Genomic DNA, 21,831 nt, shown 5'->3' on the forward strand with positions numbered 1-21,831 from the left:
CTTATAACGTACAGCCCACTATGAAACATAATACAAGTTTTTGATGAAAAAGTACAAAAAAACTTCCCTATAAATATAGAGAAGTTGCTACCCCATATAATGAATCCACATTTGTTTCAACATATCCGACAAGAATGGAGTATGTTTCACAATGGCCATTGCCATAAAAGAATGCTGAATCTTCGTTTGGATGCTTTCAATCGGAATAAGCGCGCCAACGTATAAAATCAAAAACACGATTAAGTACACTTCGACAAATCCTAACGCTCCGCCAGCCCAGCGGTTAATGCTGCGAAGAATTGGCAACTGTGCCACAAAATCAAGCATCGATCCGATAATTTGCAGCACGATTTTCGCCGCAAAAAATAAAATCGCAAATGCGATCGCTCGATAATACGCGTCATCCAAATGGGTGCTTTCAAACAACAATTTCGCCGTTTCTGAATCGCCAAACGTCGGATACGGAATCCATAACCGGAGTGCCGGCACTAATTTTTCATAATGATAATACGCAACGACAAACGCAATCACAAAACCTGCCATATGAATAAATTGCAAAATAAAGCCGCGTTTCAAGCCAATCATAAATCCCATGAAAAGGATAAAAAGCAAAAGAAGATCGACCATTCCGTTACTCATCCTTTTCTTTGCTTAGTTTTTGCAAAAGCCGATCATATTCTTCTTTTAATTTTATATAATCGTGAACGATGTTGATCGCTGTCAGCACCGCTAGTTTGCTAATGTCCAATGTCGGGTTTTTCTCGCTAATTTCCCGCATTTTATCATCGACGATCGATGCCACTAAGCGGATATGACTTGAGCTTTCCGTGCCAACGATCGTATATTGCTGTCCGTATATATCGACTGTCACCCGCGTTTTTTGTTGCTCCGCCAAATGATTTCCCCCATTCTTCAAAATCCTATTGTTTATCATAACATGAATGCTGATATAATGAAAAGATACGACTACTAGATATGCCTAAGAAAAAACGATGTCAATGAGGAGTGAATGGACATGGCGAATCACGTTATCGCGGCATCAGCAGCGCTGCTTGAACAGATGCGGAATCATTACGCTTCTGATATAACAGAACACCTTCCTGCGGGCGCTTTGTTCGTTGCTAAGCGGCCGGGCTGCACGATTACCGCTTACCGTTCAGGGAAAGTATTGTTTCAAGGAAAAGCAGCGGAACAAGAAGCCGCGAAATGGCTGGAACCATCGGAACAAAAGAAAGCAGCAGCCCCGCAACCCCGTTTGTCTGCCGCATCAGCAATCGGTTCCGACGAAGTCGGAACGGGAGATTATTTCGGGCCGGTTGTCGTTGCCGCCGCATATGTCGCCAAAGAGCAAATCGAGACGATCGTGGCAATGGGAGTAAAAGATTCAAAGCAATTAACCGATGAAGCGATCCGCCGGATCGCCCCCGCACTGATGAACCATATCGCGCACCAAACGGTTATTCTCGCAAACCAAAAGTACAACGACTGGCAAAGAAGCGGCATGCCGCAAACAAAAATAAAAGCGCTGTTGCATAATAAAGCCATTGCCATGCTGATGGAACGACTTTCTCCTATCAAGCCGGAAGCTATCATTATTGACCAATTTATTGAACGGGACTTATATTTTCGTTACCTCGAAGGTGAAACAAACATCGTCCGCGATCGTGTGTATTGTTATCCGAAAGCAGAAACGGTTCATATTGCGGTGGCTGCCGCTTCCATCATTGCCCGCTACGTATTTTTGCAGGAAATGGAGCGGCTGAGCCAAAAAGTCGGCATGACATTGCCAAAAGGAGCAGGGGCACAAGTCGATCAAACCGCCGCTAAGCTTATGCAAATGCACGGGCCGGCAATTCTTGAATTGTGCGGGAAGCTTCATTTTGCCAATACGAAAAAAGCGGTGCAAATTGCCAAACAACAATGAAATTGTCGGACTTGCAGGAAGGAAAACAGCCCGTCCTTACCTTGTCTTACATTCCTTTCCATAGCTGCATTTTTGCCCGCATTCAATAAAAAACTACCGCACAAAGCGGTAGTTTGATCAATACATTATTTTTCTTCCAGTGCTTCCACTACTTTTTCCGCCGTGCTTCGGCTTGACTGCGGGTTTTGTCCTGTTATCAAATTGCCGTCGCGCACGGAGAAATCTGTCCATTTTTCCCCGCGGACAAAATTGGCGCCTCTTAAGCGCAATGTCGACTCAAGTAAAAACGGCATGTATTGGTCTAATTGCACTTCTTTCTCTTCTTCGTCCGTAAACGCGGTTACCGTTTTTCCTTTGACAAGCGGCGTTCCGTCTTTATATGTCACATTGACAAGACCGGACGGCCCATGGCAAACGGCGCCAATGATTCTTCCGTCTTCAGCGAATTGTTGCAAAACATATTGCAATGTTTCATTGTCTGGAAAATCAAACATCGTCCCGTGGCCGCCAGGAAGGAAAATCGCATCAAAACCGGACGCATCGTCTTTGCTCAAGCGGGCGGTGTTTTTCAACTCTTCTTCCGCTTTTGCCCAAGCCGGATCTTTTTTTTCGATGCTGCGCGGGTCAAGCGGCACTTCCCCGCCTTGGATGCTCGCCACTTTCACGTCATAGCCTTTTTCTTTAAATACAAGGTATGGAACGGCGAATTCTTCGAGCCAAAGCCCTGTTTTATGGTCATCGGTGATCGTTGTATGATTGGTGACAACCATTAGCACACGTTTTGCCATACAGGATTCCTCCCTTTATTTGAAACGTTACTTTTATCATAGAACACCTTTTGAAAAATAAACAACAAATATGCTCTCGTGCCATGAAGCCGGTCTTTTTACTTTATAAACGGCCACCAGTTTGCTTTATCGAACGTTTTGACCATCACAGGGACAAACAGCGGCAGCACAACAAGCGCGTATAAAATTAACCCAGTAAGGATGATCGTTGCGATCTGCAAAAGCGATAGGACGCCGGACGGGTACATTGCCGCAAACGTTCCGCCTAAAATGACAGCCGCTGAGATAATGACCGTTCCCATGTTGCGCATCGAGATAAGCATTGCCTCCTGTACCGGCATGTCGCGGTATTCGTTGAAACGGTCCATCAAGAAAATGCTATAGTCGATGCCAAGCGCGATTAAGATGACAAATGCGAAAAACGATACCGCCCAGTTCAAACCGGCATAACCAAGCCCGTTGACGAAAACAAGCTCTGTGACGGCCATCGATGTGTAGTACGTTAAAATGAGCGATAAAATTAAATACATCGGCATAATCAATGAACGGAGCAAAATCATCAAAATAAGCGTAATGCCGGCAAGCATCAGCACAACAGTGCGGGAATAGTCAGCAGACGAAATCGCATGCAAATCAGAATAAATGCTTGTCACTCCGCCAACGGCAACTTTTGCGTTTTCCAGCTTTGTGTCTTTGACCGCGCGCGCGACCGCTTGTTTAATATCATCTATTTTATTCAATGCTGACGTCGAATACGGATTTTCATCAAAAATCACGTCAAATGTGACGATTTTTTTATCTTGCGACATAAACGCATCTTGCGCTTTGGCAAATTCCTTGCTTTCAAGCACTTGTTTTGGCAAATACCAGCCTGTCATTTCTTCGTTTGGCGAGGCCGAGAGCTCGGATAAATAGCTTTGTGCGGTACCGAGACCTTTCGACACTTCGCGAAGGCCAGCAGCGCTCTGATCAAGCCCTGTAATTAATTGATTCATTTGCCCGTCTAATTGCGAAAATCCTTGCAGCAACTGTTTTTGCCCGGTGTTCACTTCGCTTAAACCATTCGCCAATTGCGGCAGGCGCTCAATGACTTGGCGCTGCCCGTTTGCCGCTTTATCCATCCCCTTTTGCAGCTCATCAAGCCCTGCGATCAGTTTGGCCATTCCGTCAATTAACGCTTTTTGGCCGCCGATGAGCTGCGCAAACGAGTCGTTCGCTTGACGCACCCCAGCGCTTACCTGTTTCAGTGCGGTATTTAATTGTGCAAAACCGGCAGCCATCTGCTGGGATTGTTTCGCCAATCCTGCTGCAACCATTTTTGTTTGCTGATATTCCGTATCCTGCCGCAACTCTGGATGCGTTTGTTCGATATGGTTCAATGATGTGCTCACCGCTGACAATTGTTGTGACAAGGCATTCATGCCACTTTGCAGCCGTTCATACTGGTCGGCAAGCGAAGCGAGGCCGCTTCCTGCCTTTTCATATCCTTGCAGCAATTGTTCAGCGCCTTGTTGCAATTTTTTCGCATTGTCTCGGATGGTTGCCAATCCTTTTTTGATTTCGCCAGCTCCCAGCGATCCGCTGCGAATGCCTTGTTCAATTTGCGCAAGCCCTTTTTGCAAGTCACCGACACCTGCTTTCAGCTGCTCCGTTCCTGAAACAAGCTGGCCAATACCGTTTGTCGCTTGTTTTAATTTTGGCGCGGAAGCGGAAAGCTGCCCGCTCGCTTGATTTAATCCTGAGCTGATTTTCTCGATGCCTTCTTTCCCTTGTCCAAGGCCGTTTTTTAAACTTTTCGCTTGTTCCGTAACAAGCAATTGTTCAATTGGCTCCCCCGTCGGGCGCGTGACGGAACGCACTTTGTCCACGCCATCGACTTTCTCGACTTCGCGGCTGATTTTTTCGATTAATGCGAAATATTCTTGCGAGTTCAGCGCTTCATCATTTTTCATGACGATTTGCGTCGGCATCGCTTCGCCAGGATTAAAGCTTTTGGCGATGATGTTAAACGCCTTAACAGATGCGTAATCATCCCCAATCTCTTCAAGCGAATCAAACGATAAATCGCCATCGTACGTTGCTAATACCGGAACGGTGATGACCGCAACAATTCCTAACGCGATAAGCGGTCTTGCAAACGCAAAACGGCCAGCGGCATCCCACAAGCGGCTTTGTTTATGCTCTAAATTCCCTTTCGCCGGCCAAAATAATTTCGGGCCGAGTGTCGCCATGAAAAACGGCACTAACGTCATCAGCGCAACAAGCAGCACCGCCACGCCGACGGCGACCGCGGCAGCCGACTGATACAGCTTAAATGTCGATAATCCAATCGCCGCAAATCCGATCATCACGGCGATTCCGCTGAACAACACCGTTTTTCCCGCGGTGCGGTATGTGGCGATAATCGCATCCGCAATACTTTCATGTTGTGAAAGCTCTTCCTTAAACCGGCTTAACAACAAAATGCAATAGTCCGTCCCAATCCCAAACAGCACGGCAACTAAAAAGATTTGCGTAAACGTAGACAGCGGAAAATTCACTTGATCAACAAGAAACGCGACAAGCGATTGTGATACTAAATACGTCATCCCGACCGTCACAAGCGGAATGAGCGGCGCGACAAACGAACGGAACACGATAAGCAGCACCACTAAAATAAACACAACGGTAATGCCTTCCGTCTTTTTCAGCCCTTCTTGCGAACTGACGACGACGTCTTCGTCAACCAGCCAGCCTCCCGTGTAATAATGCTCGACCGAAATATCATCAATCGCTTTGTAAAGCGCTTTGCTTATTGCCTTTGCGCTTCGTCCGTTCCGCTCCAGTTTCACCGACGTTAAAATCGTCGTGCCGTCTTTTGAAACAAGCTGATCTTTCAATTCCTTCTCTGTAAACGGAGAAATTATCTCGGTAATTCCAAGTTTGTCTTTTTGCGCTTCCAGTTGCCTAATGGCGCGCTGCGCTTCCTTCCAATCATTGTCCGTCAATCCGCCTTTGCGGTAAAACACAAGCGCGGTGGACAGCTCGTTTTCTTTATTCTCCTTCTTTTGCATCTCGTTTAAAATATCAATCGCAAGGGATGAGGAGTATCCTTTTGGCACGCTAAGCTGCCCTTTCTCGCGGACAAGGTCAGCCATGTTCGGCGCCGTCACCATAAGAACGACAGCAGCGACAAGCCACGCCAACAATATAAACCATTTCCCTTTAATGATTTTTCTCACGGTGCTCCCTCCATCTCCTGCAAAATGCGGGCAAACTTTTCATACGTTTGAATAAACGCTTCAATTTCCTCTTCGGAAAATTTAGCGATGAGCGATTCGACCAGTTTATGAACTTTGTCTTCTGCTTTCGTGATCCATTCATCTCCATGTTCTGTCAGCGTCAAATAAACAACCCTGCGGTCATTTGGATCGCGCGTGCGCTGAAGCAACCCTTTTTCGACAAGGCGGTTCGTCATCGCTGTAATTGCGCTTTTGCTTACGCCAAATACGGACGCAAGCTCTGTAGATGTGCATTTCCCTTTCTTTTTTATGTCACGGAGCAAGTAATATTGGTCGTTTGTCATATCTTCGTCAAGCTCGCATTGGACAAGTGCCGTTGCTTTTCTCATCACGATAAAGAAAACAGACAAATACCGCTCAACTAAATCATCAATGTTTCCATACCGCAAGCTACCACTCCTCTTTGCAAAAATAGTTTAACTATTTAACTATTAAACAATGTAACAATCTCTGCGAAGAAAAGTCAACCGAGAAGATTTTCTTTTTTGCCAAGAAGAATGATATAATGAAGGAAAGTGCGGGAGGATCGAAAATGAAGCGAGAACCATCCAAGCCGTATTCGTATCAAGACTACCTTCAGTGGGAAGGACGTTGGGAACTTATTGACGGCGTTGCGTATCATATGGGTCCATCTCCGACATGGGAGCATCAATTCGCCATAGTTGAGCTGTCGTTTATATTGCGTTCCTATTTTCAAAATAAACATTGCTATGTAGCGATTGCTCCGTTTGATGTTCGATTTTCAAGCGATGACGATTACGAACATGCACCCCATGTCGTTCAGCCTGACATCTCTGTTATTTGCCATAAACACCAGTTAACAAAAAATGGCTGTTTAGGCGCTCCAACACTAGTTATCGAGGTACTTTCCCCGTCAACCGCCTTAAAAGACAGAAACGAGAAATTCAAGCTATATGAAAAATTTGCCGTCCAAGAATACTGGATTGTTGATCCGGTTTATCAAACAATCGAAGTATTTGGGCGCGAAGACAGTTTTTTTAAAAAAAGAGAGGTGTTCGGCAAAGGTCAACGGTTAACGTCGTTCGTTTTTCCTGACTTAACCGTTGAAGCAAGCTCTATATTTTTCCAAACAGAATAGAGCACTGAAACGAGATATCGCCATTATCGGCTATTTTTCGGTTTATATCAAGTAAATAACTTAAGTTCCCCTTTCACACCCCAACAGATGAAAGGAAGGAGATTTTTTACCAGTTCAATACCGACAGTGTTGCTTTCCGAACATTTCCAATGCCTGTCACGCCGGCTATTTCTGCACTATTATCTTTCTTCATTTGTATTTATTATACCATATTCTTCCTGCGGCATCACTATCGCAAAAATATCATGAAGGATGCCAGCCCTTTGGCAAGAGTGACATCCTTTTTTGTTTCGTCGTTCAAGATAGGAAAAGCATTACGCCACAATATCCCGTTTTCGAAAAATAAACCATGTCAGCGTGTTAAACAGCACAAAATAAACAAGCAGCATCATAATGGAAAATGACATCGTCATTCCTTCGACAAGCGGCATTCCATCAATATATTGCGTCAAATCCGTATTGGCAAATAACAAATATTTTGCCCAGTCAAATTTCATGGCAAGAAACACCGTAATCTGCGGTCCGACAAACAGGGCAAACGTCGCCAGTCCAATCGCAAGCGAATGATTGCGAAACACCGCGGATATCATAAACGCAAAGGTCGCCATCATAACAAGATCAACGCAATTGAGTGCATATACTTGCATCACATGAAGAAGCATGCTTTTCTCAACAACTGCTCCATTTTGATACGCTAAATATGGTTCGCGGATGTTTTCCATTCCAAAAACAGCCGCGCCAACGGCAGCTGAGACAACAAACAACAATAGCAGCATGCTAAGCGCAAACAGCAGGGTGGCGATGTATTTCGAAAGCAAAATTTTCGAGCGGCTGGCGGGACGAATGAGAAGCATCTTGATCGTTCCCCACGAAAATTCGCTCGCCACGCTTCCTGCCGCCACAATAATCGTAAACAGCGTAATCAGCGCAATAATGTCTGCTGAATTCACCAAATATCCCCAAAACGTATTGGACGCCAAAGGTTTTATATTATGTTCGAGGCGATACTCATTGATTTTCAGTTGCTGTTCGAGATGATTTTTATACATTTTCGGCAGCTTTTCTTCAGAAAGCTGGGCTTCTATTCCCTTTATCTCCGAAGCAACCTCCGCCTTCCAGTTTGCCGGTTCTTTATATGTTGCATTTATAATCAATGCTCCCGCTAATGCCGACAATGCAAGAAGGCCGATCATAAACCATGTGCCAAACCTGCGGTAAATTTTCATATTTTCATTTTGAATAAGTGAAAGAATGTTAGACAATTTCGTTTCCTCCCGTCATTTCTAAAAATCTTTCTTCCAGCGATTTTGTCAGAACTTGAATCCCATATACTTTAATATGTTCGGATACTAGCGCAGCATTTAAATTTGGTATTTCCTCGTAATCAAGCGAAACTTCAATTCCTTGTTTTGTCGGCGTGACGTTCATATGAGGATAAGCATGTTTGATCACGGCTAGCGCTTGCTGCATCGGCTCAACAGTAAGCAGCACTTTTTCCGCTTGTTTGGACAGTTCTTGAACTGATTCAATTCCTACTAATCTCCCATGTTGAATAATCGCAAACCGGTCGCACATCATTTCCATTTCGGAAAGAAGATGGCTCGAGACGACGATTCCCAGCCCTTCTTCTTTCGCCAGCTTGCGCAAATAGTCGCGGATTTCGCGGATGCCGGCGGGATCGAGCCCGTTTGTCGGTTCATCCAAAATAAGCAAAGAAGGACGATGAAGCAATGCCTGCGCTAATCCCAGCCGTTGCCGCATGCCAAGCGAATACGTTTTTACTTTGTCATGGATTCGTTTTTCCAAACCGACTAGTTGGACGACCTCATCGATTCGCTCCTTTGTTACTCCTTTTGTCATGCGCGCGTAATGAAGCAAATTTTGATACCCTGTCAAAAACTTATACATTTCCGGATTTTCGACAATGGCTCCAACATGTTGAATCGCTTTTTCAAAATCTTTTTGAATGCTGATTCCATTAATCAACACTTCGCCGCTAGTAATTCCCATCAGTCCTACAATCATGCGGATCGTCGTCGTTTTCCCGGCGCCGTTCGGCCCAAGAAAGCCAAACACTTCCCCTGCAAATACTTCAAGCGACAAATCGTGGATAATCGTTTTTTTACCGATATCTTTCCTGACATTTTTCAATTGCAAAAGCGGATTCATGGTCATTCCTCTCCCTTATCCATTTTTTTCAGCCGGCTTGCAACACTGTCGCGGTTTGTTTCTCTTAATTCATCGACATGAACGTGTTCCGCCACCATGCCGTCGCGGAGAAAAACGGCTTCATCGAGCAGCGGCTCGATTTCATTGATTTCATGCGTTGTCACTACAATCGTCTGCCGTTCCAGATCGACAAATGAAACAAGTCCTTTGATGATCGATTCGCGCACCATCGGATCAAGTCCGGACAGCGGTTCATCCATTAATAAAACCGGCGCTTCCCGCGCTAGCGCAAAAGCGATTTTCGCGCGCCCCCGCCCGCCTTTGGATAGTTGCTTTAATTTTTTAGACGGATCAATTTGCATAAACGCTAAGATGTTACGCGCTTTTTCTGTTCGAAAATCGCTAAATTGCGATGCGTAAAACTCAATCATATCTTGAACCGTAAAACTATCATAATAGACGTCCAGCTCCGATAAATACACGACTTTGCTGCTGATTTTCCTCGTTACTTTTTCACCGTCAACAAACACATTTCCTGCCGTTGGCGAAACTAATCCGGCGATTAACTTTAAAAGCGTCGATTTGCCGCTGCCGTTTGCGCCAAGGACACCAATGATTTTCCCTTTTTCCAAGGTTAACGAAACATCCTTTAGCGCCGTAACGTCGCCAAACTTTTTTGTCACATGATCCAATTGAATCATTGCTCTCCCCTTTCTTTATCCCCTTTGTAGTTTTTCAATGCGGCGATCATATCGTCCAGCGTAAACCCAAGCTCCGCCATGTTTCGGATAAAGTCATCGACAATGTCCTGCTTCAACTTCTCACGCAACCGCCCGATGGCTTCTTCATTTTCCGTGACAAACGTTCCTTGACCGCGCCGTGTTTCCACAATCCCCATCCTTTCCAATTCGCTATATGTGCGCTGTATCGTGTTCGGATTCACTCCTGTTTTCACTGCCATCTCGCGGACAGACGGCAGCTTCTCCCCCGCCTTCCATTCGTTTCGGGCAATTTTTTTATTTATCATTTCCATTATTTGCATATATATCGGTTTCGTTGTATCAAACTCCTCGACCACGTCTTTACACCTCAACTTTTCTGTCAATTAGCCAAACAGAAGCGCAAAATATGAGGACATCCATCATACCGTAAAAAACGATGACGCCTATTGGCATCATTTCCATCTTTTCGATCATTATCCATCCTTCAGCTGCATCGTACTTGAACACAGCCCCCGGCACCGCGATTTTTCCCCATTCTGTTAGCCATTCGTATACGTCCGTTTGCATAAACGACAAAAACAGCCAGCCTATCAGAAAATAAGCCAGCGTAACGGCCAGCCACGCCATCTTCGGAATCATTTGTTTACAGATGCGGTAAATCACCCAATAAAGCAAACCCAAGATAGCAATATGGATAGACAGCAGCATAATAGACAGAACGACAAGCGCACCTTTTTCGATAAAAAGCGCATGATTCCACATTTTTGCGTGGAAATACCGCTCTTTTACCGCAAGCAAGGCTATGTAAGTAAACAGCGCCGAAACAAACAAGGAAATAAGCATGCTCCCAAACGCGATGACCAGTTTGGCGCCCACCAAGCGAAATGCCGGCTGCGGGGTGTGAAGCCATAAATGAAGCCGCTTCGCTTCTGTTTGCAAGCTGAGAGCCATAAACATCAACATATAAAAATCATGCAGGCATGTGACAATCAATGATGGAACAAACATCACCAGCGGCTCATCGTATTTTAGGGACAATAAATATGCCACTATATTAACGGCAATCACGATGCCGACCGTAGTGAATATCCACAGTTTAGAGATGCGCCATTCTTTTTTTAATAAGCCAACCCACGGACTCATTCTTTCTCCTCCAGTAATAGTGAATTAGTGTTCTAGTTACATAGTACACTAGTTCAAAATAAAACGTCAACCTTTTCAGTAAAAAATTCCGCTTATTCTTTATGCAACTTGCAAAAAATCCCCCGCCTTATGCTTCCACATAAGACAGGGGATGCTGTTTTATCCGCGCAATGTCGCGCCGAATTGTTGTTTTACCGCTTGGATCACTTTCTCGTGAACAGCGGTCACTTCTTCATCGGTTAATGTGCGTTCCGGATCATAGTAACGGAGCGAGAAGGCGATCGATTTTTTGCCGTCTGGAAGGCGGTCTCCTTTGTATACGTCGAAAATGGACACTTCCTTAAGCAAGCTGCCGCCCGCTTCGATAATCGCTTTTTGCAATTCGCCGGCAACGACGTTTTCATCAACGACAAGCGCAATATCGCGCGCTATCGATGGGAAACGCGGAATTGGCGCATAGCGGATGTCCTCCACGTCCGCGTTTAACAAGTCGGCCAAGGCAAGTTCAAATACGTATGTTTCTTTTAAATCGTACTCTTTTTGCACAACCGGATGAAGCTGGCCGACAAAGCCGACCGTCTTGCCATCGAGCAAAATATCAGCGGTGCGTCCCGGATGCATATGTTCCCGTTTCGCTTGCTTATATTCGATGCGATTCGTTAAACCAAGCAATTCAAACAAGCCGTCTAAAATGCCTTTTGCAACATAGAAATCGACCGCTTTTTTCTCTCCTTGCCATAAGTGGGCGTGCCATACGCCTGTTATGATTCCGGCGAGACGCTCTTTTTCGCTTGGCAGTTCGTTTTCGCCGCTTGCCAGATATACCGCGCCTGTTTCATAGACGGCGATGTTTTCGACTTGGCGCGCGCGGTTGTAGCTCGCTACCTCCAAAAGGTGAGGAATGAGGCTTTGCCGAAGAACGCTGCGCTCTTCGCTCATCGGCAGCGCCAAGCGGATCGGTTCCGCCGTTTCTAGCGCGAACATCGTCGCTTTTTCCGCGCTTGTCAGAGAATACGTAATCGCTTGGAAAAGACCAACGTCTTCTAAATAACGGCGCACTTGCCGGCGTTTTGCTTGATACGGCGTCAATTTGCCCGGCTTTGCCTCCGCGACTGGCAATGTTGCCGGCAAACGGTCATAGCCATATAATCTCGCTACTTCTTCAATAATATCTTCTTCAATCGAAATATCGCGGCGGCGTGATGGGACTGTAATCGTAAACGTTCCGTTATTTTCCGTAAACGCAAATTGCAAGTTGGTTAAAATCGCCGCCACTTCGTCTTTTGTAATCGCTGTGCCAAGCACGCGGTTAATGCGGTCTAACGTAACGGTAACCGTCACTTCTTGCTCTTTTAACGTATTCACTTCGACAACACCGCCAATGACTTCGCCGCCAGCGTACTCAGCCATTAACGCGGCCGCACGGTCTAACGCTTCTTTTGTCCGCGCCGGGTCAATGCCTTTTTCAAAGCGCGTGCTTGCTTCACTGCGCAAACCAAGGTCTTTCGACGCTTTGCGGATGGCAGGGCTTGTGAAATAAGCGGATTCGATAAACACCGTTGTCGTGTCATCTCGCACTTCAGAATTCGCGCCGCCCATCACGCCAGCCAGCGCCACTGGCTCCGTACCGTTTGTAATCACAAGGTGGTCTTCTGTTAATGTGCGCTTCGTATCATCCAATGTGACAATGGTTTCGCCTGCTTTCGCGCGGCGCACGACAATTTCTTTCGAGCCAAGCCGGTCATAGTCAAACGCATGAAGCGGCTGTCCATATTCAAGCAAAATGTAGTTGGTTATATCAACGACATTGTTATGCGGACGGATCCCTGCCGCCATCAAGCGCGCTTGCATCCAAAGCGGCGACGGGCCGATTTTCACGTTTTTCACAATGCGCCCCGCATATACCGGGTTGTCTTCCGGAGCGTCGACGCGCACAGAAATATAATCGTGAACGTTTTCGCCATTTTCTTGAATCTCGGTGACCGGCAGCTTTACGTTGCGGCCTAAAATCGCCGCCACTTCATAGGCGACGCCGATCATGCTGAGGCAGTCGGCGCGGTTTGGCGTAAGTCCAAGCTCTAATACTTCATCGTCTAAATTTAATAATTCCAGCGCATCGGCGCCAACCGGAGCGTCGCTTGGAAAAACGAAAATGCCATCAGCGTATTCCTTCGGCACTAATTTCGATTCGATGCCGAGCTCTTGCAAGGAACAGATCATGCCGTTTGATTCTTCGCCGCGCAGCTTCGCCCGTTTAATTTTCAAGCCGCCCGGCAAAACGGCGCCAACTTTTGCCACCGCTACCTTTTGCCCTTTGGCGACGTTCGGGGCGCCGCAAATAATTTGCACTGGCTCACCTTCGCCGATATCGACGAGGCATTTGCTTAATTTATCGGCGTTTGGATGTTGCTCGCGCTCAAGAACATGCCCGACGACAACCCCTTTTGCCCCTTTATTTAATACTTCCACACTTTCGACTTCAATGCCGCTTTTCGTAATGCGGTCGGCCAGTTCTTTTGCGGTGATTCCCGTAAGGTCAACATATTCTTGCAGCCATTTATACGAAACAAACATCAGTCAAACCTCCCTTTTATACGCGATGGAATTGTTGCAAGAAACGAATGTCATTTTGATAAAAATGCCGAATGTCATCAATGCCGTACTTGAGCATGGCAATGCGCTCCGGCCCCATGCCAAATGCGAAACCGGTATATTTTTTCGAATCAAATCCGGCCATTTCTAATACGTTTGGATGAACCATGCCGGCGCCTAAAATTTCAATCCATCCTGTCCCTTTGCAGACGCTGCAGCCATGGCCGCCGCAATGGAAGCAGGACACATCGACTTCAACCGATGGCTCAGTGAATGGGAAAAAGCTTGGGCGGAAACGGATTTCACGGTCTTCGCCAAACATTTTGCGGGCAAATTCGCGAAGCGTTCCTTTTAAATCGCTCATACGGATGTTTTCATCGACGACAAGCCCTTCGATTTGCGTAAATTGATGCGAGTGTGTCGCATCATCGTTGTCGCGGCGGTACACTTTTCCCGGGCAAATGATTTTCACCGGCCCGCGCCCTTGATGTTTTTCCATCGTGCGCGCTTGCACCGGCGACGTATGGGTACGGAGCAAAATTTCTTCGGTAATGTAGAACGAATCTTGCATATCGCGCGCCGGGTGGCCTTTTGGCAAGTTCAACGCTTCAAAATTGTAATAATCTTTTTCCACTTCCGGCCCTTCGGCAATCGTATAGCCCATGCCAATGAACAAGTCTTCGATTTCTTCAATGACGCGCGTAAGCGGATGATGATTTCCTCTTCTGATTGGGCGGCCTGGAAGCGTGACATCAATCGCTTCCGCTGCTAATTTTTTCTCGACTTCTTCTTGCTCGAGCTTCGCTTGCTTTGCTTCTAGCGCGCTTTGGATCGCTTGCCGCACTTCGTTGGCGAGCGCACCGATGACCGGGCGCTCTTCTGGCGATAATGATCCCATGCCGCGGAGCACTTCCGTAATTGGCCCTTTTTTGCCAAGATAAGCGACGCGCACCTCATTGAGTGCTTTCAAGTCACTGGCTTGTTCAATTTTTTTGAGCGCTTCTTGTTGAAGCTGCTGCAGCCGTTCTTTCATGGAAAACTCCTCCTTTTCTTCACTCAAGTAAACGAAATGTTTCTTCTGCTACCCATGCTTGATGCTCGGGCAATAATACTTGCGGAATATCTTTGCGTGAAATCCACACTAGTTCGTGGTCTTTTTCGCAAACAGAATGGTGCCCTCCCACAATTTCTGCTATGTAGAAAAACCCATCGCTAGCCATATAGTCATGAAAAGTCGTTGAGTAAAAATACTTTTGCGCACGTCCGATAAATAGGAGAATACGGATGTGATGCCCCGTTTCTCCCAAAACTTCGCGTTTGAGACAGTTTTCCAATGTTTCTGTCCCTTCCAATCCGCCGCCGGGCAAAAAATATCCGGTTGGCGTTTTCACGGCAGCGACCATGCCGTCATTGATGCTCACCGCATAGGCGCCTTTTCGGACATGATAATGCACATGCTCAAGGCGATCGCCAAATATCCGCGCTTCTGCCATCCCCCCTCTCCTCTTTATGTTCCATAAAAAAACTCGCCCCTTGCCAATAAGGGACGAGTGCACTCGCGGTACCACCCTTGTTAACAGCGCAAAAAAGCGCTGTTCGCTTCATTGTGATAACGGCATAGGCCGGAACACCTTTACATTCCGCAAGAGCGGAATGGTCCAAGTGTCAACTCCAGAGGTGAATTCACTTGCTTCTACCATAAAAACGCTCCCAGTCTACGGCGTTTTCTCCCTGGATGGCGAGTGGCAAGCTACTCTTCTCTTTCATCGTTGTTTTCCGTATTTAGCTATTTTTATACTATAATCAACATTTAGTTATTTTTTTGACTATAGTCAACACTCGCTATTTTTTTGATTATAGGCAACAGTAGCTATTTTTTTTGACTATAGTCAACATTTAGCTATTTTTATATTATAGGCAACAGGCAGACGCGATGCAACCTCCTGTTTGGAAAAACAGCTTCATTCATTCTGTAACGTCCCACGCAAATGATAAAGCAAAATGCCGGCGGCAACGGCGACATTGAGCGACTCGGCCTGTCCATAAATCGGAATGTATAAATTTTTCGTCGTCATTTGCAGCAATTCCTTATGAACCCCGCTTCCTTCATTGCCAACAAGCAAGGCAAACGGTCGCGGCGGGTTGATGCGGCGATAATCTTCTCCGTTTTCTAACGATGTACCGTAAATCGGAACGTTCTGCTCTTGCAGCTTCTCGATCCATTCCCGGAGATTTCCGCGAATAATGGGCAAATGGAAAAGCGAACCTTGCGTCGCGCGGATGACTTTCGGGTTGTACAAATCTGCGCAACCCTTGCCAAGGATGACCGCATCGATTCCCGCTGCATCAGCGGTGCGGATCATCGTGCCGATGTTGCCCGGATCTTGCACGGCGTCAATCAGAAGCACATTCGCCCGCGTCCAGTCTATATCGCCATAAAGAAACTGCTCGCAAACGGCCGCGATGCCTTGCGGTGTTTCCGTGTCGCTGATCGCCTTCATCACGTCTTCCGTAACGATGGCCACCGGGATGCCGCTGATATCCCATGTTGCCGGAATCGCCTTATTCTCTTTCACAATCAATTGGATAATGGATATGTTGCTTTTCAACGCTTCTTCCACTAAATGAAATCCTTCGATCAGAAACAGCCCTGTTTTATCCCGCTCCTTTTTCATCAGCAGCTTTTTCCACTGCTTCACTTGCGGATTTTTTACCGATTCGATCCGTTTCAATGCTCATTCTCCTTTACGTTTTGCATATCCATATACATAATAAACGAATTTCGCGCAAAAAATAAGCATGTACTACATATTAGCGAGGTGAACAAGATGGATTTGAACTTGCGCCATGCGATTATGCAAAATGTCGCCAACAACACAAAGGAGCAATTAGAAGATACGATCGAGGACGCGATTGAGCGCCGCGAGGAAAAATATCTGCCAGGTCTTGGCGTGCTGTTTGAGGCAATTTGGACTCATGCGAGCGAGCAACAAAAAGAAGAAATGCTCGACACATTGGAACAAGCAGTGAAACAACAAGCATAAAAGGGAAGCGGAATAAAGCTTCCCTTTCCTAATTATTGTTTTTTGCCTTTCTGCTTATTGAATTGGCGTAAACGACACGTTCCAAATCCCGTCTTCGTCTTTGACCATTTGAAAGCCCATTTCGCCGCTTTCATTCATATATTGAATATCTCCTTCATGGTCGCTCGTTTGCCTAAATTCCCCTTTTTCAATGCCGCTGAATGTTTGCAGCAGATGTTCTTTTGTTCCCCGGTCCGATTCCGGAATTTGTTCATCTTCTTCTTTTGACCAGCGGACATAATCCGGACGGTCGTTATATAGCACGTACTGCACGTCATATTCTTTATCTAACGCCGCTTGAATATCAATTTTGGCGACGCTGACAGGGGATAATCCTTGCAGGTGCCTTTCGCTTAAGTCGCTCTTGATGTTTTCATATGCTGTCTGCTCTGCTTCTGTCAGCGTAAAAGCGCTTTGATCCGCCTCGTCCTGCAAAACGCCTTCTTTTGTCTGCTGCTGGCAAGAAGGCGGTTTCGAGATCAGGGGCCCGATTCCGCTTTACATCCTGCTATGAGGAGAAAAAGCAGGCAGGAACGCATCCATATTTCCTTTTTCACGCTTTTCCCTCCTTCACTGCGATGATTCGAATCCGTTTATAATCAGCAATCCATTTTCCATCTTTCCATAAGTATGCTTTTAATCGTGATTTGATCTTCTGATAAGCCAATGTTTTTTCGGCCAATTCGAAATCAGCAAAAAAGGCGCCAGCGAATCCGTCCAGCCAATGATCTAATCCTTGATCGCCATCAGGCAAAGGAGTAGGGCGGGCGAAATGGCTGGCATATATGACGCGAAAACCGTACTTTTCGAGCAAGCTGCTATATTCTCCAATGCTCGGAAAATACCACGGATTTTTTTCTTTTGCATCAATGCCATAGTTTGTTAATAAAACGGTTTCTATTGCTTTCACAATAGCATCTACGTTTCCTTTCCCGCCAAATTCGGCGACCAGCCGGCCGCCCTCGCGCAGGGCGAGAGCCATCGATTGCACAACGTTTTCGGCTTCTTTCATCCAATGCAATGCAGCATTCGAAAAAATAGCGTCATAGCGTTCTTGTGTGCGAAACGTCTCCCCTCTATCAACAAAAAAGGAAATATGCGGATATTTTTTACGGGCTTTTTCAACCATATGTGAAGACGCATCCAGCCCGGCAACTTTGCAGCCTCGTTTCGCAATTTCATTGGTAAGCTCCCCTGTCCCGCAGCCTAAATCGAGAATGTTTTCTCCTTGTTTCGGATTTAACATCTCTATCAAGCTTTTTCCTAATTCAGATACAAATGATAATTTCTCGTCATATACATCAGCATTCCAAATATTCATAAAGCCTTTTTCCCCTTTCTTTTTATAAACATCGCCGCCTTTACATGGCGCATGCATCGCGATGCACGGGCTGCAAAAGTGACTGCACCGTTTGCTGAATAAACAATAAAAGCCGCTGCAGCCACTATACGGGAAGGCGTGCTTTCAGACCAGCCATAACTGCCGGAAAGAAATGACAAATTCCTTTCGCCAAAAGAAAATGAGATCATTCGCAATGACCAATGGCAGCCGCAACATAAAACCGCCATCCTTCGGATATGTTTCGTGCACATCAAGTTTCTGCGAGGAAAATATTATGCGAGGAAAATATTAACTATTTGAATTGTGATTTTATCAAAATATTCCGTCAATATTTTTAATAAAAGAGAAGCCGGCATTTTCTGTTGCCGGCTTTTCTCCGCCGATTATTCAAAGGTAATTTGTTTTACTTTTTCCGCGTCTAAACGCTTGATGACTTCGACAAGCAATTTTACCGTATTTTCGTAATCGTCACGGTGCAAAATCGCCGCATGGGAATGGATGTAGCGTGTCGGAATCGCGATCGTCAATGACGGCACGCCGCTTGCCGTTAAATGGATCGCGCCAGCGTCAGTGCCGCCGCCCGGCATCGCGTCAAAATGGTAAGGAATGTTGAGTTCTTCAGCGACATCAATGACAAAATCGCGCAAACCGCGATGGGACACCATTGTTGCGTCGTACAGCACAATGTGCGGTCCGGCGCCAAGCTTGCCCATCGCTTCTTTTTCGGAAACGCCTGGCGTATCGCCAGCAATGCCGACATCCACAGCAAAAGCGATATCCGGCTGAATGAAATGCGCTGCCGTTCTCGCCCCGCGCAAACCGACTTCTTCCTGCACCGTGCCGACACCGTACACGACGTTTGGATGAGCGGCATCTTTTAATTGCTTGAGCACATCAATCGCAACCGCGCAGCCGATCCGGTTATCCCATGCTTTCGCAAGCAGCATTTTTTCATTGTTCAACACGGTAAACTCAAAATACGGAACGATCGAGTCGCCCGGGCGCACGCCCCATTCCATAGCTTCCTCGCGGCTTGTCGCGCCGATGTCGATGAACATATCTTTGATTTCGACTGGCTTTTTGCGCGCTTCCGGCGGCAAAATGTGCGGCGGTTTCGAACCGATGACGCCGGTAATTTCTCCTTTGCGCGTTAAAATGGTGACGCGCTGTGCAAGCATGACTTGGCTCCACCAGCCGCCTAACGTTTGAAAGCGGATAAATCCTTTCTCATCGATTTGCGTCACCATAAAGCCAACTTCGTCTAAATGGCCGGCAACCATAATTTTTGGGCCATTGCTATTTCCTTCCTTTTTCGCGATTAAACTGCCAAGACCGTCTGTCGTTACTTCATCGGCATAAGGAGTTATGTACTTTTTCATTACTTCGCGCGCTTCCCGTTCATTGCCCGGAACGCCTTTAGCGTCCGTCAATTCTTTTAGCATTGTTAATGTTGCATCAAGCTTTGCCATAATTAGCCTCCTTCTTGTTCAGCTATGATTATTATACCCCAATAATCAGCAATGTACAAAATTGGTTAATAATTCTGATTTTGCCGCTCATGATTGACTTTATTTTTCTGGATGTAGGCTTGTTCGATTTGCGTGAAAGAGAAGCCTAATTGTTCCCCTAATTGCAAATACTCCGCCAACAGAAGATCGTAGCTTTGCTGCGACTTTGTTTTCCGAAACTCATCCACTGTCCAGTACACGCGCAAAAACTGTTCAACAAGCTGTGCGCCATTGCCATTGGTCTGCCGAAATGAAGATGAGCGCATAAAACCGCATTCTAGTCCGAGTGATAAAATAAAATGAAGGCCATCGACATATTCTTCGAGCACTTTTTCTTGCGGGGACGACGGCTTTACGCTCCAAAACTTAAAGCAGCGCGTTTCATTTGCAAGTTCGCCGATTTCGACAAGCAGAGCGAGCACTTTTTTGTCGAATAAATCTTCCCCTTGCAATCCATGTTGTCTTTCAATCCGCTCATCTAACTGGCGCTGCAGCGAGTAAAGTATTGATAAATCCATCATTTCTCCCCCTATAGCATTAAAATTGCGATAGCTTCGTCACGGCGACAGCGGCAAGCCGCAACATTTCTGGTGAAATACACGCAAGCGAACCGCCGCACCGATCACGGCGCCGATCGAAATGAACCGCGCTTTCCGTTTCTGACGCTGACCGTCATGATACATTATTGTACCATGATGCTTCTTTCTATTAAAAAATGACCATCCCCATAAGCGAGAATGGCCATTGCTTTCATTCCTTATTGAAGTTTGCTTTTTGCAAGCTCTGCCAGTTGGGCAAACGCAGCTTGGTCATTTACCGCCAAGTCCGCCAACATTTTGCGGTTTACTTCTACTCCTGCCAGTTTTAAACCGTGCATAAAACGGCTGTATGAAAGACCGTGCGTGCGTGCTGCCGCGTTAATGCGCGTAATCCAAAGCTTGCGGAAATCACGCTTCCGTTGACGGCGGTCGCGATACGCGTACATTAATGATTTCATTACTTGTTGGTTGGCAACTCTATATAAAGCATGTTTCGCTCCGAAGTAACCTTTTGCCAGCTTCAGGACTTTTTTGCGACGTCTGCGCGTCACTGTTCCACCTTTAACACGTGGCATATTTATTCCCTCCTATATGTCTCCATTTATTTCAGGTTTGTCTCCATTATTTCAAGTTGTCAAGCAATTGGCGAATGCGTTTGAAATCACCAGGAGATACAAGCGTTGCTTTGCGAAGTTTGCGTTTTTGTTTTTGCGTTTTGCTTGCAAATAAATGGCTTGTATAAGCATGACCGCGTTTTAATTTACCTGTACCAGTCTTTTTAAAACGCTTAGCAGCGCCACGATGAGTTTTCATTTTTGGCATAGGACGTTCCTCCCCATTCGATTATTTGTCGTTTTTCGGTGCCAACACTAAAAACATGCTCCGCCCGTCCATTTTTGGTGCCGTTTCGACAACGCCGATGTCGGAACATGCTTCGGAAAAACGTTCAAGGACGCGTTGGCCAATTTCCTTATGCGTAATCGCCCGCCCTTTAAAACGGATTGTCGCTTTTACTTTATCGCCTTTTTCAAGGAACTTGCGTGCATTGCGGAGCTTCGTATTGAAGTCGTGCTCCTCGATTGTCGGGCTTAAGCGCACTTCCTTGACATTGATTACTTTTTGCTTTTTGCGCGCTTCTTTTTCTTTCTTTTGCTGCTCAAAGCGGAATTTGCCGTAGTCCATAATGCGGCATACCGGCGGTTTCGCATTTGGCGCCACAAGGACTAAGTCAAGATTTAATCTTGCGGCAATTTCCAGCGCCTCTTGGCGGGATTTAATCCCTAATTGTTCACCGTTTGGATCAATTAAGCGGACTTCGCGTGCACGAATGTTTTCGTTAATAATAAAATCTTTGCTAATAACCAGCCACCTCCAAGGTTTTTTCCGAATTACTTGTTTGTTTCATAGCGCACCCTAACGCATGAACGGTTCAGAAAGAAACGCCATCAGCAGGCGCATTTGCTTTTCTAATAAAAAAGTGTGGATGCATACGACACCCACACTGCTTACGTCTGAATACGATGTACGAACCGTAACGACCTGTCAACAGCCACGCGGGCGTCAACCAGGTGAGAAGCGGGGTGCTTCTGCTTTTGCCACAAACAAGTATTCTATTTACTCTATACAGTATATCACCTTGGA

At 46.2% G+C, this 21,831-nt stretch carries 24 protein-coding genes and 2 other annotated features; of the genes, 3 read left to right on the forward strand and 21 right to left on the reverse strand.

Annotated features, from left to right (window positions below; genetic code table 11):
- Positions 1 to 87: 87 nt before the first annotated feature.
- Together AOT13_RS17950 and zapA are read right to left on the reverse strand one after the other, a co-directional pair.
- Complete coding sequence (locus tag AOT13_RS17950; protein WP_003248730.1) at positions 88 to 627, reverse strand: CvpA family protein; 540 nt, start codon at positions 625 to 627, stop codon at positions 88 to 90.
- 4 nt (positions 628 to 631) lie between these two features.
- On the reverse strand, positions 632 to 895 hold the full coding sequence (gene zapA / locus AOT13_RS17955) for a cell division protein ZapA (protein ID WP_003248728.1): 264 nt from the start codon (positions 893 to 895) through the stop codon (positions 632 to 634).
- A 120-nt stretch (positions 896 to 1,015) separates the two neighbouring features.
- On the opposite strand from zapA, the gene rnhC reads away from it, so the two are divergent.
- Positions 1,016 to 1,924 carry a ribonuclease HIII gene (gene rnhC, locus AOT13_RS17960; protein WP_003248726.1) on the forward strand — a complete coding sequence of 303 codons (909 nt, stop codon included), beginning with the start codon at positions 1,016 to 1,018 and terminating at the stop codon, positions 1,922 to 1,924.
- A 125-nt stretch (positions 1,925 to 2,049) separates the two neighbouring features.
- On the opposite strand, the gene AOT13_RS17965 is transcribed toward rnhC, so the two are convergent.
- The 3 genes from AOT13_RS17965 to AOT13_RS17975 all read right to left on the reverse strand — a co-directional run bounded on the left by AOT13_RS17965 (position 2,050) and on the right by AOT13_RS17975 (position 6,382).
- The gene (locus tag AOT13_RS17965; protein WP_003248724.1) at positions 2,050 to 2,712 is read right to left on the reverse strand and encodes a type 1 glutamine amidotransferase domain-containing protein; all 663 of its coding nucleotides are present in this window, start codon (positions 2,710 to 2,712) and stop codon (positions 2,050 to 2,052) included.
- 98 nt (positions 2,713 to 2,810) lie between these two features.
- Positions 2,811 to 5,933: an MMPL family transporter gene (locus tag AOT13_RS17970; protein WP_003248723.1), complete on the reverse strand. Its 3,123-nt coding sequence runs from the start codon at positions 5,931 to 5,933 to the stop codon at positions 2,811 to 2,813.
- Positions 5,930 to 6,382 (reverse strand): MarR family winged helix-turn-helix transcriptional regulator, encoded by a 453-nt coding sequence (locus AOT13_RS17975; protein WP_003248721.1) that lies wholly within the window; start codon positions 6,380 to 6,382, stop codon positions 5,930 to 5,932. The genes AOT13_RS17970 and AOT13_RS17975 overlap by 4 nt, the downstream gene beginning before the upstream one ends.
- Positions 6,383 to 6,525: 143 nt before the next feature.
- Here AOT13_RS17975 and AOT13_RS17980 point away from each other — a divergent pair, with 143 nt between their 5' ends.
- A complete protein-coding gene (locus AOT13_RS17980; protein WP_003248717.1) occupies positions 6,526 to 7,092 on the forward strand; it encodes a Uma2 family endonuclease in 567 nt (188 codons plus the stop codon).
- A gap of 314 nt (positions 7,093 to 7,406) precedes the next feature.
- On the opposite strand, the gene AOT13_RS17985 is transcribed toward AOT13_RS17980, so the two are convergent.
- The 9 genes from AOT13_RS17985 to AOT13_RS18025 all read right to left on the reverse strand — a co-directional run bounded on the left by AOT13_RS17985 (position 7,407) and on the right by AOT13_RS18025 (position 16,450).
- Entirely contained in the window at positions 7,407 to 8,354 is a 948-nt protein-coding gene (locus tag AOT13_RS17985) for an ABC transporter permease (RefSeq protein WP_003248715.1), read from the reverse strand.
- Positions 8,347 to 9,261: an ABC transporter ATP-binding protein gene (locus AOT13_RS17990; RefSeq protein ID WP_003248713.1), complete on the reverse strand. Its 915-nt coding sequence runs from the start codon at positions 9,259 to 9,261 to the stop codon at positions 8,347 to 8,349. The genes AOT13_RS17985 and AOT13_RS17990 overlap by 8 nt, the downstream gene beginning before the upstream one ends.
- Before the next feature lie 2 nt (positions 9,262 to 9,263).
- Positions 9,264 to 9,962, reverse strand: a complete 699-nt coding sequence (locus tag AOT13_RS17995) for an ABC transporter ATP-binding protein (RefSeq protein WP_003248711.1) — start codon at positions 9,960 to 9,962, stop codon at positions 9,264 to 9,266.
- Complete coding sequence (locus tag AOT13_RS18000; protein WP_003248710.1) at positions 9,959 to 10,339, reverse strand: GntR family transcriptional regulator; 381 nt, start codon at positions 10,337 to 10,339, stop codon at positions 9,959 to 9,961. The genes AOT13_RS17995 and AOT13_RS18000 overlap by 4 nt, the downstream gene beginning before the upstream one ends.
- A gap of 4 nt (positions 10,340 to 10,343) precedes the next feature.
- Complete coding sequence (locus AOT13_RS18005) at positions 10,344 to 11,126, reverse strand: hypothetical protein (RefSeq protein ID WP_003248708.1); 783 nt, start codon at positions 11,124 to 11,126, stop codon at positions 10,344 to 10,346.
- 159 nt (positions 11,127 to 11,285) lie between these two features.
- Positions 11,286 to 13,700 carry a phenylalanine--tRNA ligase subunit beta gene (pheT, locus tag AOT13_RS18010; RefSeq protein ID WP_003248707.1) on the reverse strand — a complete coding sequence of 805 codons (2,415 nt, stop codon included), beginning with the start codon at positions 13,698 to 13,700 and terminating at the stop codon, positions 11,286 to 11,288.
- 16 nt (positions 13,701 to 13,716) lie between these two features.
- Positions 13,717 to 14,751 carry a phenylalanine--tRNA ligase subunit alpha gene (pheS, locus tag AOT13_RS18015; RefSeq protein ID WP_003248705.1) on the reverse strand — a complete coding sequence of 345 codons (1,035 nt, stop codon included), beginning with the start codon at positions 14,749 to 14,751 and terminating at the stop codon, positions 13,717 to 13,719.
- A gap of 19 nt (positions 14,752 to 14,770) precedes the next feature.
- Complete coding sequence (locus tag AOT13_RS18020; RefSeq protein ID WP_003248703.1) at positions 14,771 to 15,211, reverse strand: NUDIX domain-containing protein; 441 nt, start codon at positions 15,209 to 15,211, stop codon at positions 14,771 to 14,773.
- A gap of 46 nt (positions 15,212 to 15,257) precedes the next feature.
- Positions 15,258 to 15,494 (reverse strand) — a binding site (T-box leader).
- Positions 15,495 to 15,679: 185 nt separating this feature from the next.
- Entirely contained in the window at positions 15,680 to 16,450 is a 771-nt protein-coding gene (locus AOT13_RS18025) for a TrmH family RNA methyltransferase (protein ID WP_003248701.1), read from the reverse strand.
- Between the two features lie 96 nt (positions 16,451 to 16,546).
- On the opposite strand from AOT13_RS18025, the gene sspI reads away from it, so the two are divergent.
- Entirely contained in the window at positions 16,547 to 16,762 is a 216-nt protein-coding gene (gene sspI, locus AOT13_RS18030; RefSeq protein WP_013400254.1) for a small acid-soluble spore protein SspI, read from the forward strand.
- Between the two features lie 54 nt (positions 16,763 to 16,816).
- Here sspI and AOT13_RS18035 read toward each other — a convergent pair whose 3' ends face one another.
- From AOT13_RS18035 to infC, 7 genes are all read right to left on the reverse strand, one after another.
- On the reverse strand, positions 16,817 to 17,236 hold the full coding sequence (locus AOT13_RS18035) for a hypothetical protein (protein WP_003248699.1): 420 nt from the start codon (positions 17,234 to 17,236) through the stop codon (positions 16,817 to 16,819).
- Positions 17,237 to 17,354: 118 nt separating this feature from the next.
- Positions 17,355 to 18,122: a class I SAM-dependent methyltransferase gene (locus AOT13_RS18040; protein ID WP_003248697.1), complete on the reverse strand. Its 768-nt coding sequence runs from the start codon at positions 18,120 to 18,122 to the stop codon at positions 17,355 to 17,357.
- 404 nt (positions 18,123 to 18,526) lie between these two features.
- Entirely contained in the window at positions 18,527 to 19,612 is a 1,086-nt protein-coding gene (locus AOT13_RS18045) for a M42 family metallopeptidase (protein ID WP_003248696.1), read from the reverse strand.
- Positions 19,613 to 19,677: 65 nt separating this feature from the next.
- A complete protein-coding gene (locus tag AOT13_RS18050; protein WP_013876472.1) occupies positions 19,678 to 20,169 on the reverse strand; it encodes a dUTP diphosphatase in 492 nt (163 codons plus the stop codon).
- Positions 20,170 to 20,408: 239 nt separating this feature from the next.
- Positions 20,409 to 20,765 (reverse strand): 50S ribosomal protein L20, encoded by a 357-nt coding sequence (gene rplT / locus AOT13_RS18055; RefSeq protein WP_003248692.1) that lies wholly within the window; start codon positions 20,763 to 20,765, stop codon positions 20,409 to 20,411.
- 46 nt (positions 20,766 to 20,811) lie between these two features.
- Entirely contained in the window at positions 20,812 to 21,012 is a 201-nt protein-coding gene (gene rpmI, locus AOT13_RS18060) for a 50S ribosomal protein L35 (protein WP_003248690.1), read from the reverse strand.
- Between the two features lie 21 nt (positions 21,013 to 21,033).
- The gene (gene infC, locus AOT13_RS18065; RefSeq protein ID WP_013876470.1) at positions 21,034 to 21,579 is read right to left on the reverse strand and encodes a translation initiation factor IF-3; all 546 of its coding nucleotides are present in this window, start codon (positions 21,577 to 21,579) and stop codon (positions 21,034 to 21,036) included.
- A 76-nt stretch (positions 21,580 to 21,655) separates the two neighbouring features.
- Positions 21,656 to 21,788: a sequence feature (ribosomal protein L20 leader region), on the reverse strand.
- Between the last annotated feature and the right edge of the window lie 43 nt (positions 21,789 to 21,831).

It is taken from the genome of Parageobacillus thermoglucosidasius, assembly GCF_001295365.1.
In the GTDB taxonomy this organism is placed as follows: Bacteria; Bacillota; Bacilli; order Bacillales; family Anoxybacillaceae; genus Parageobacillus; species Parageobacillus thermoglucosidasius.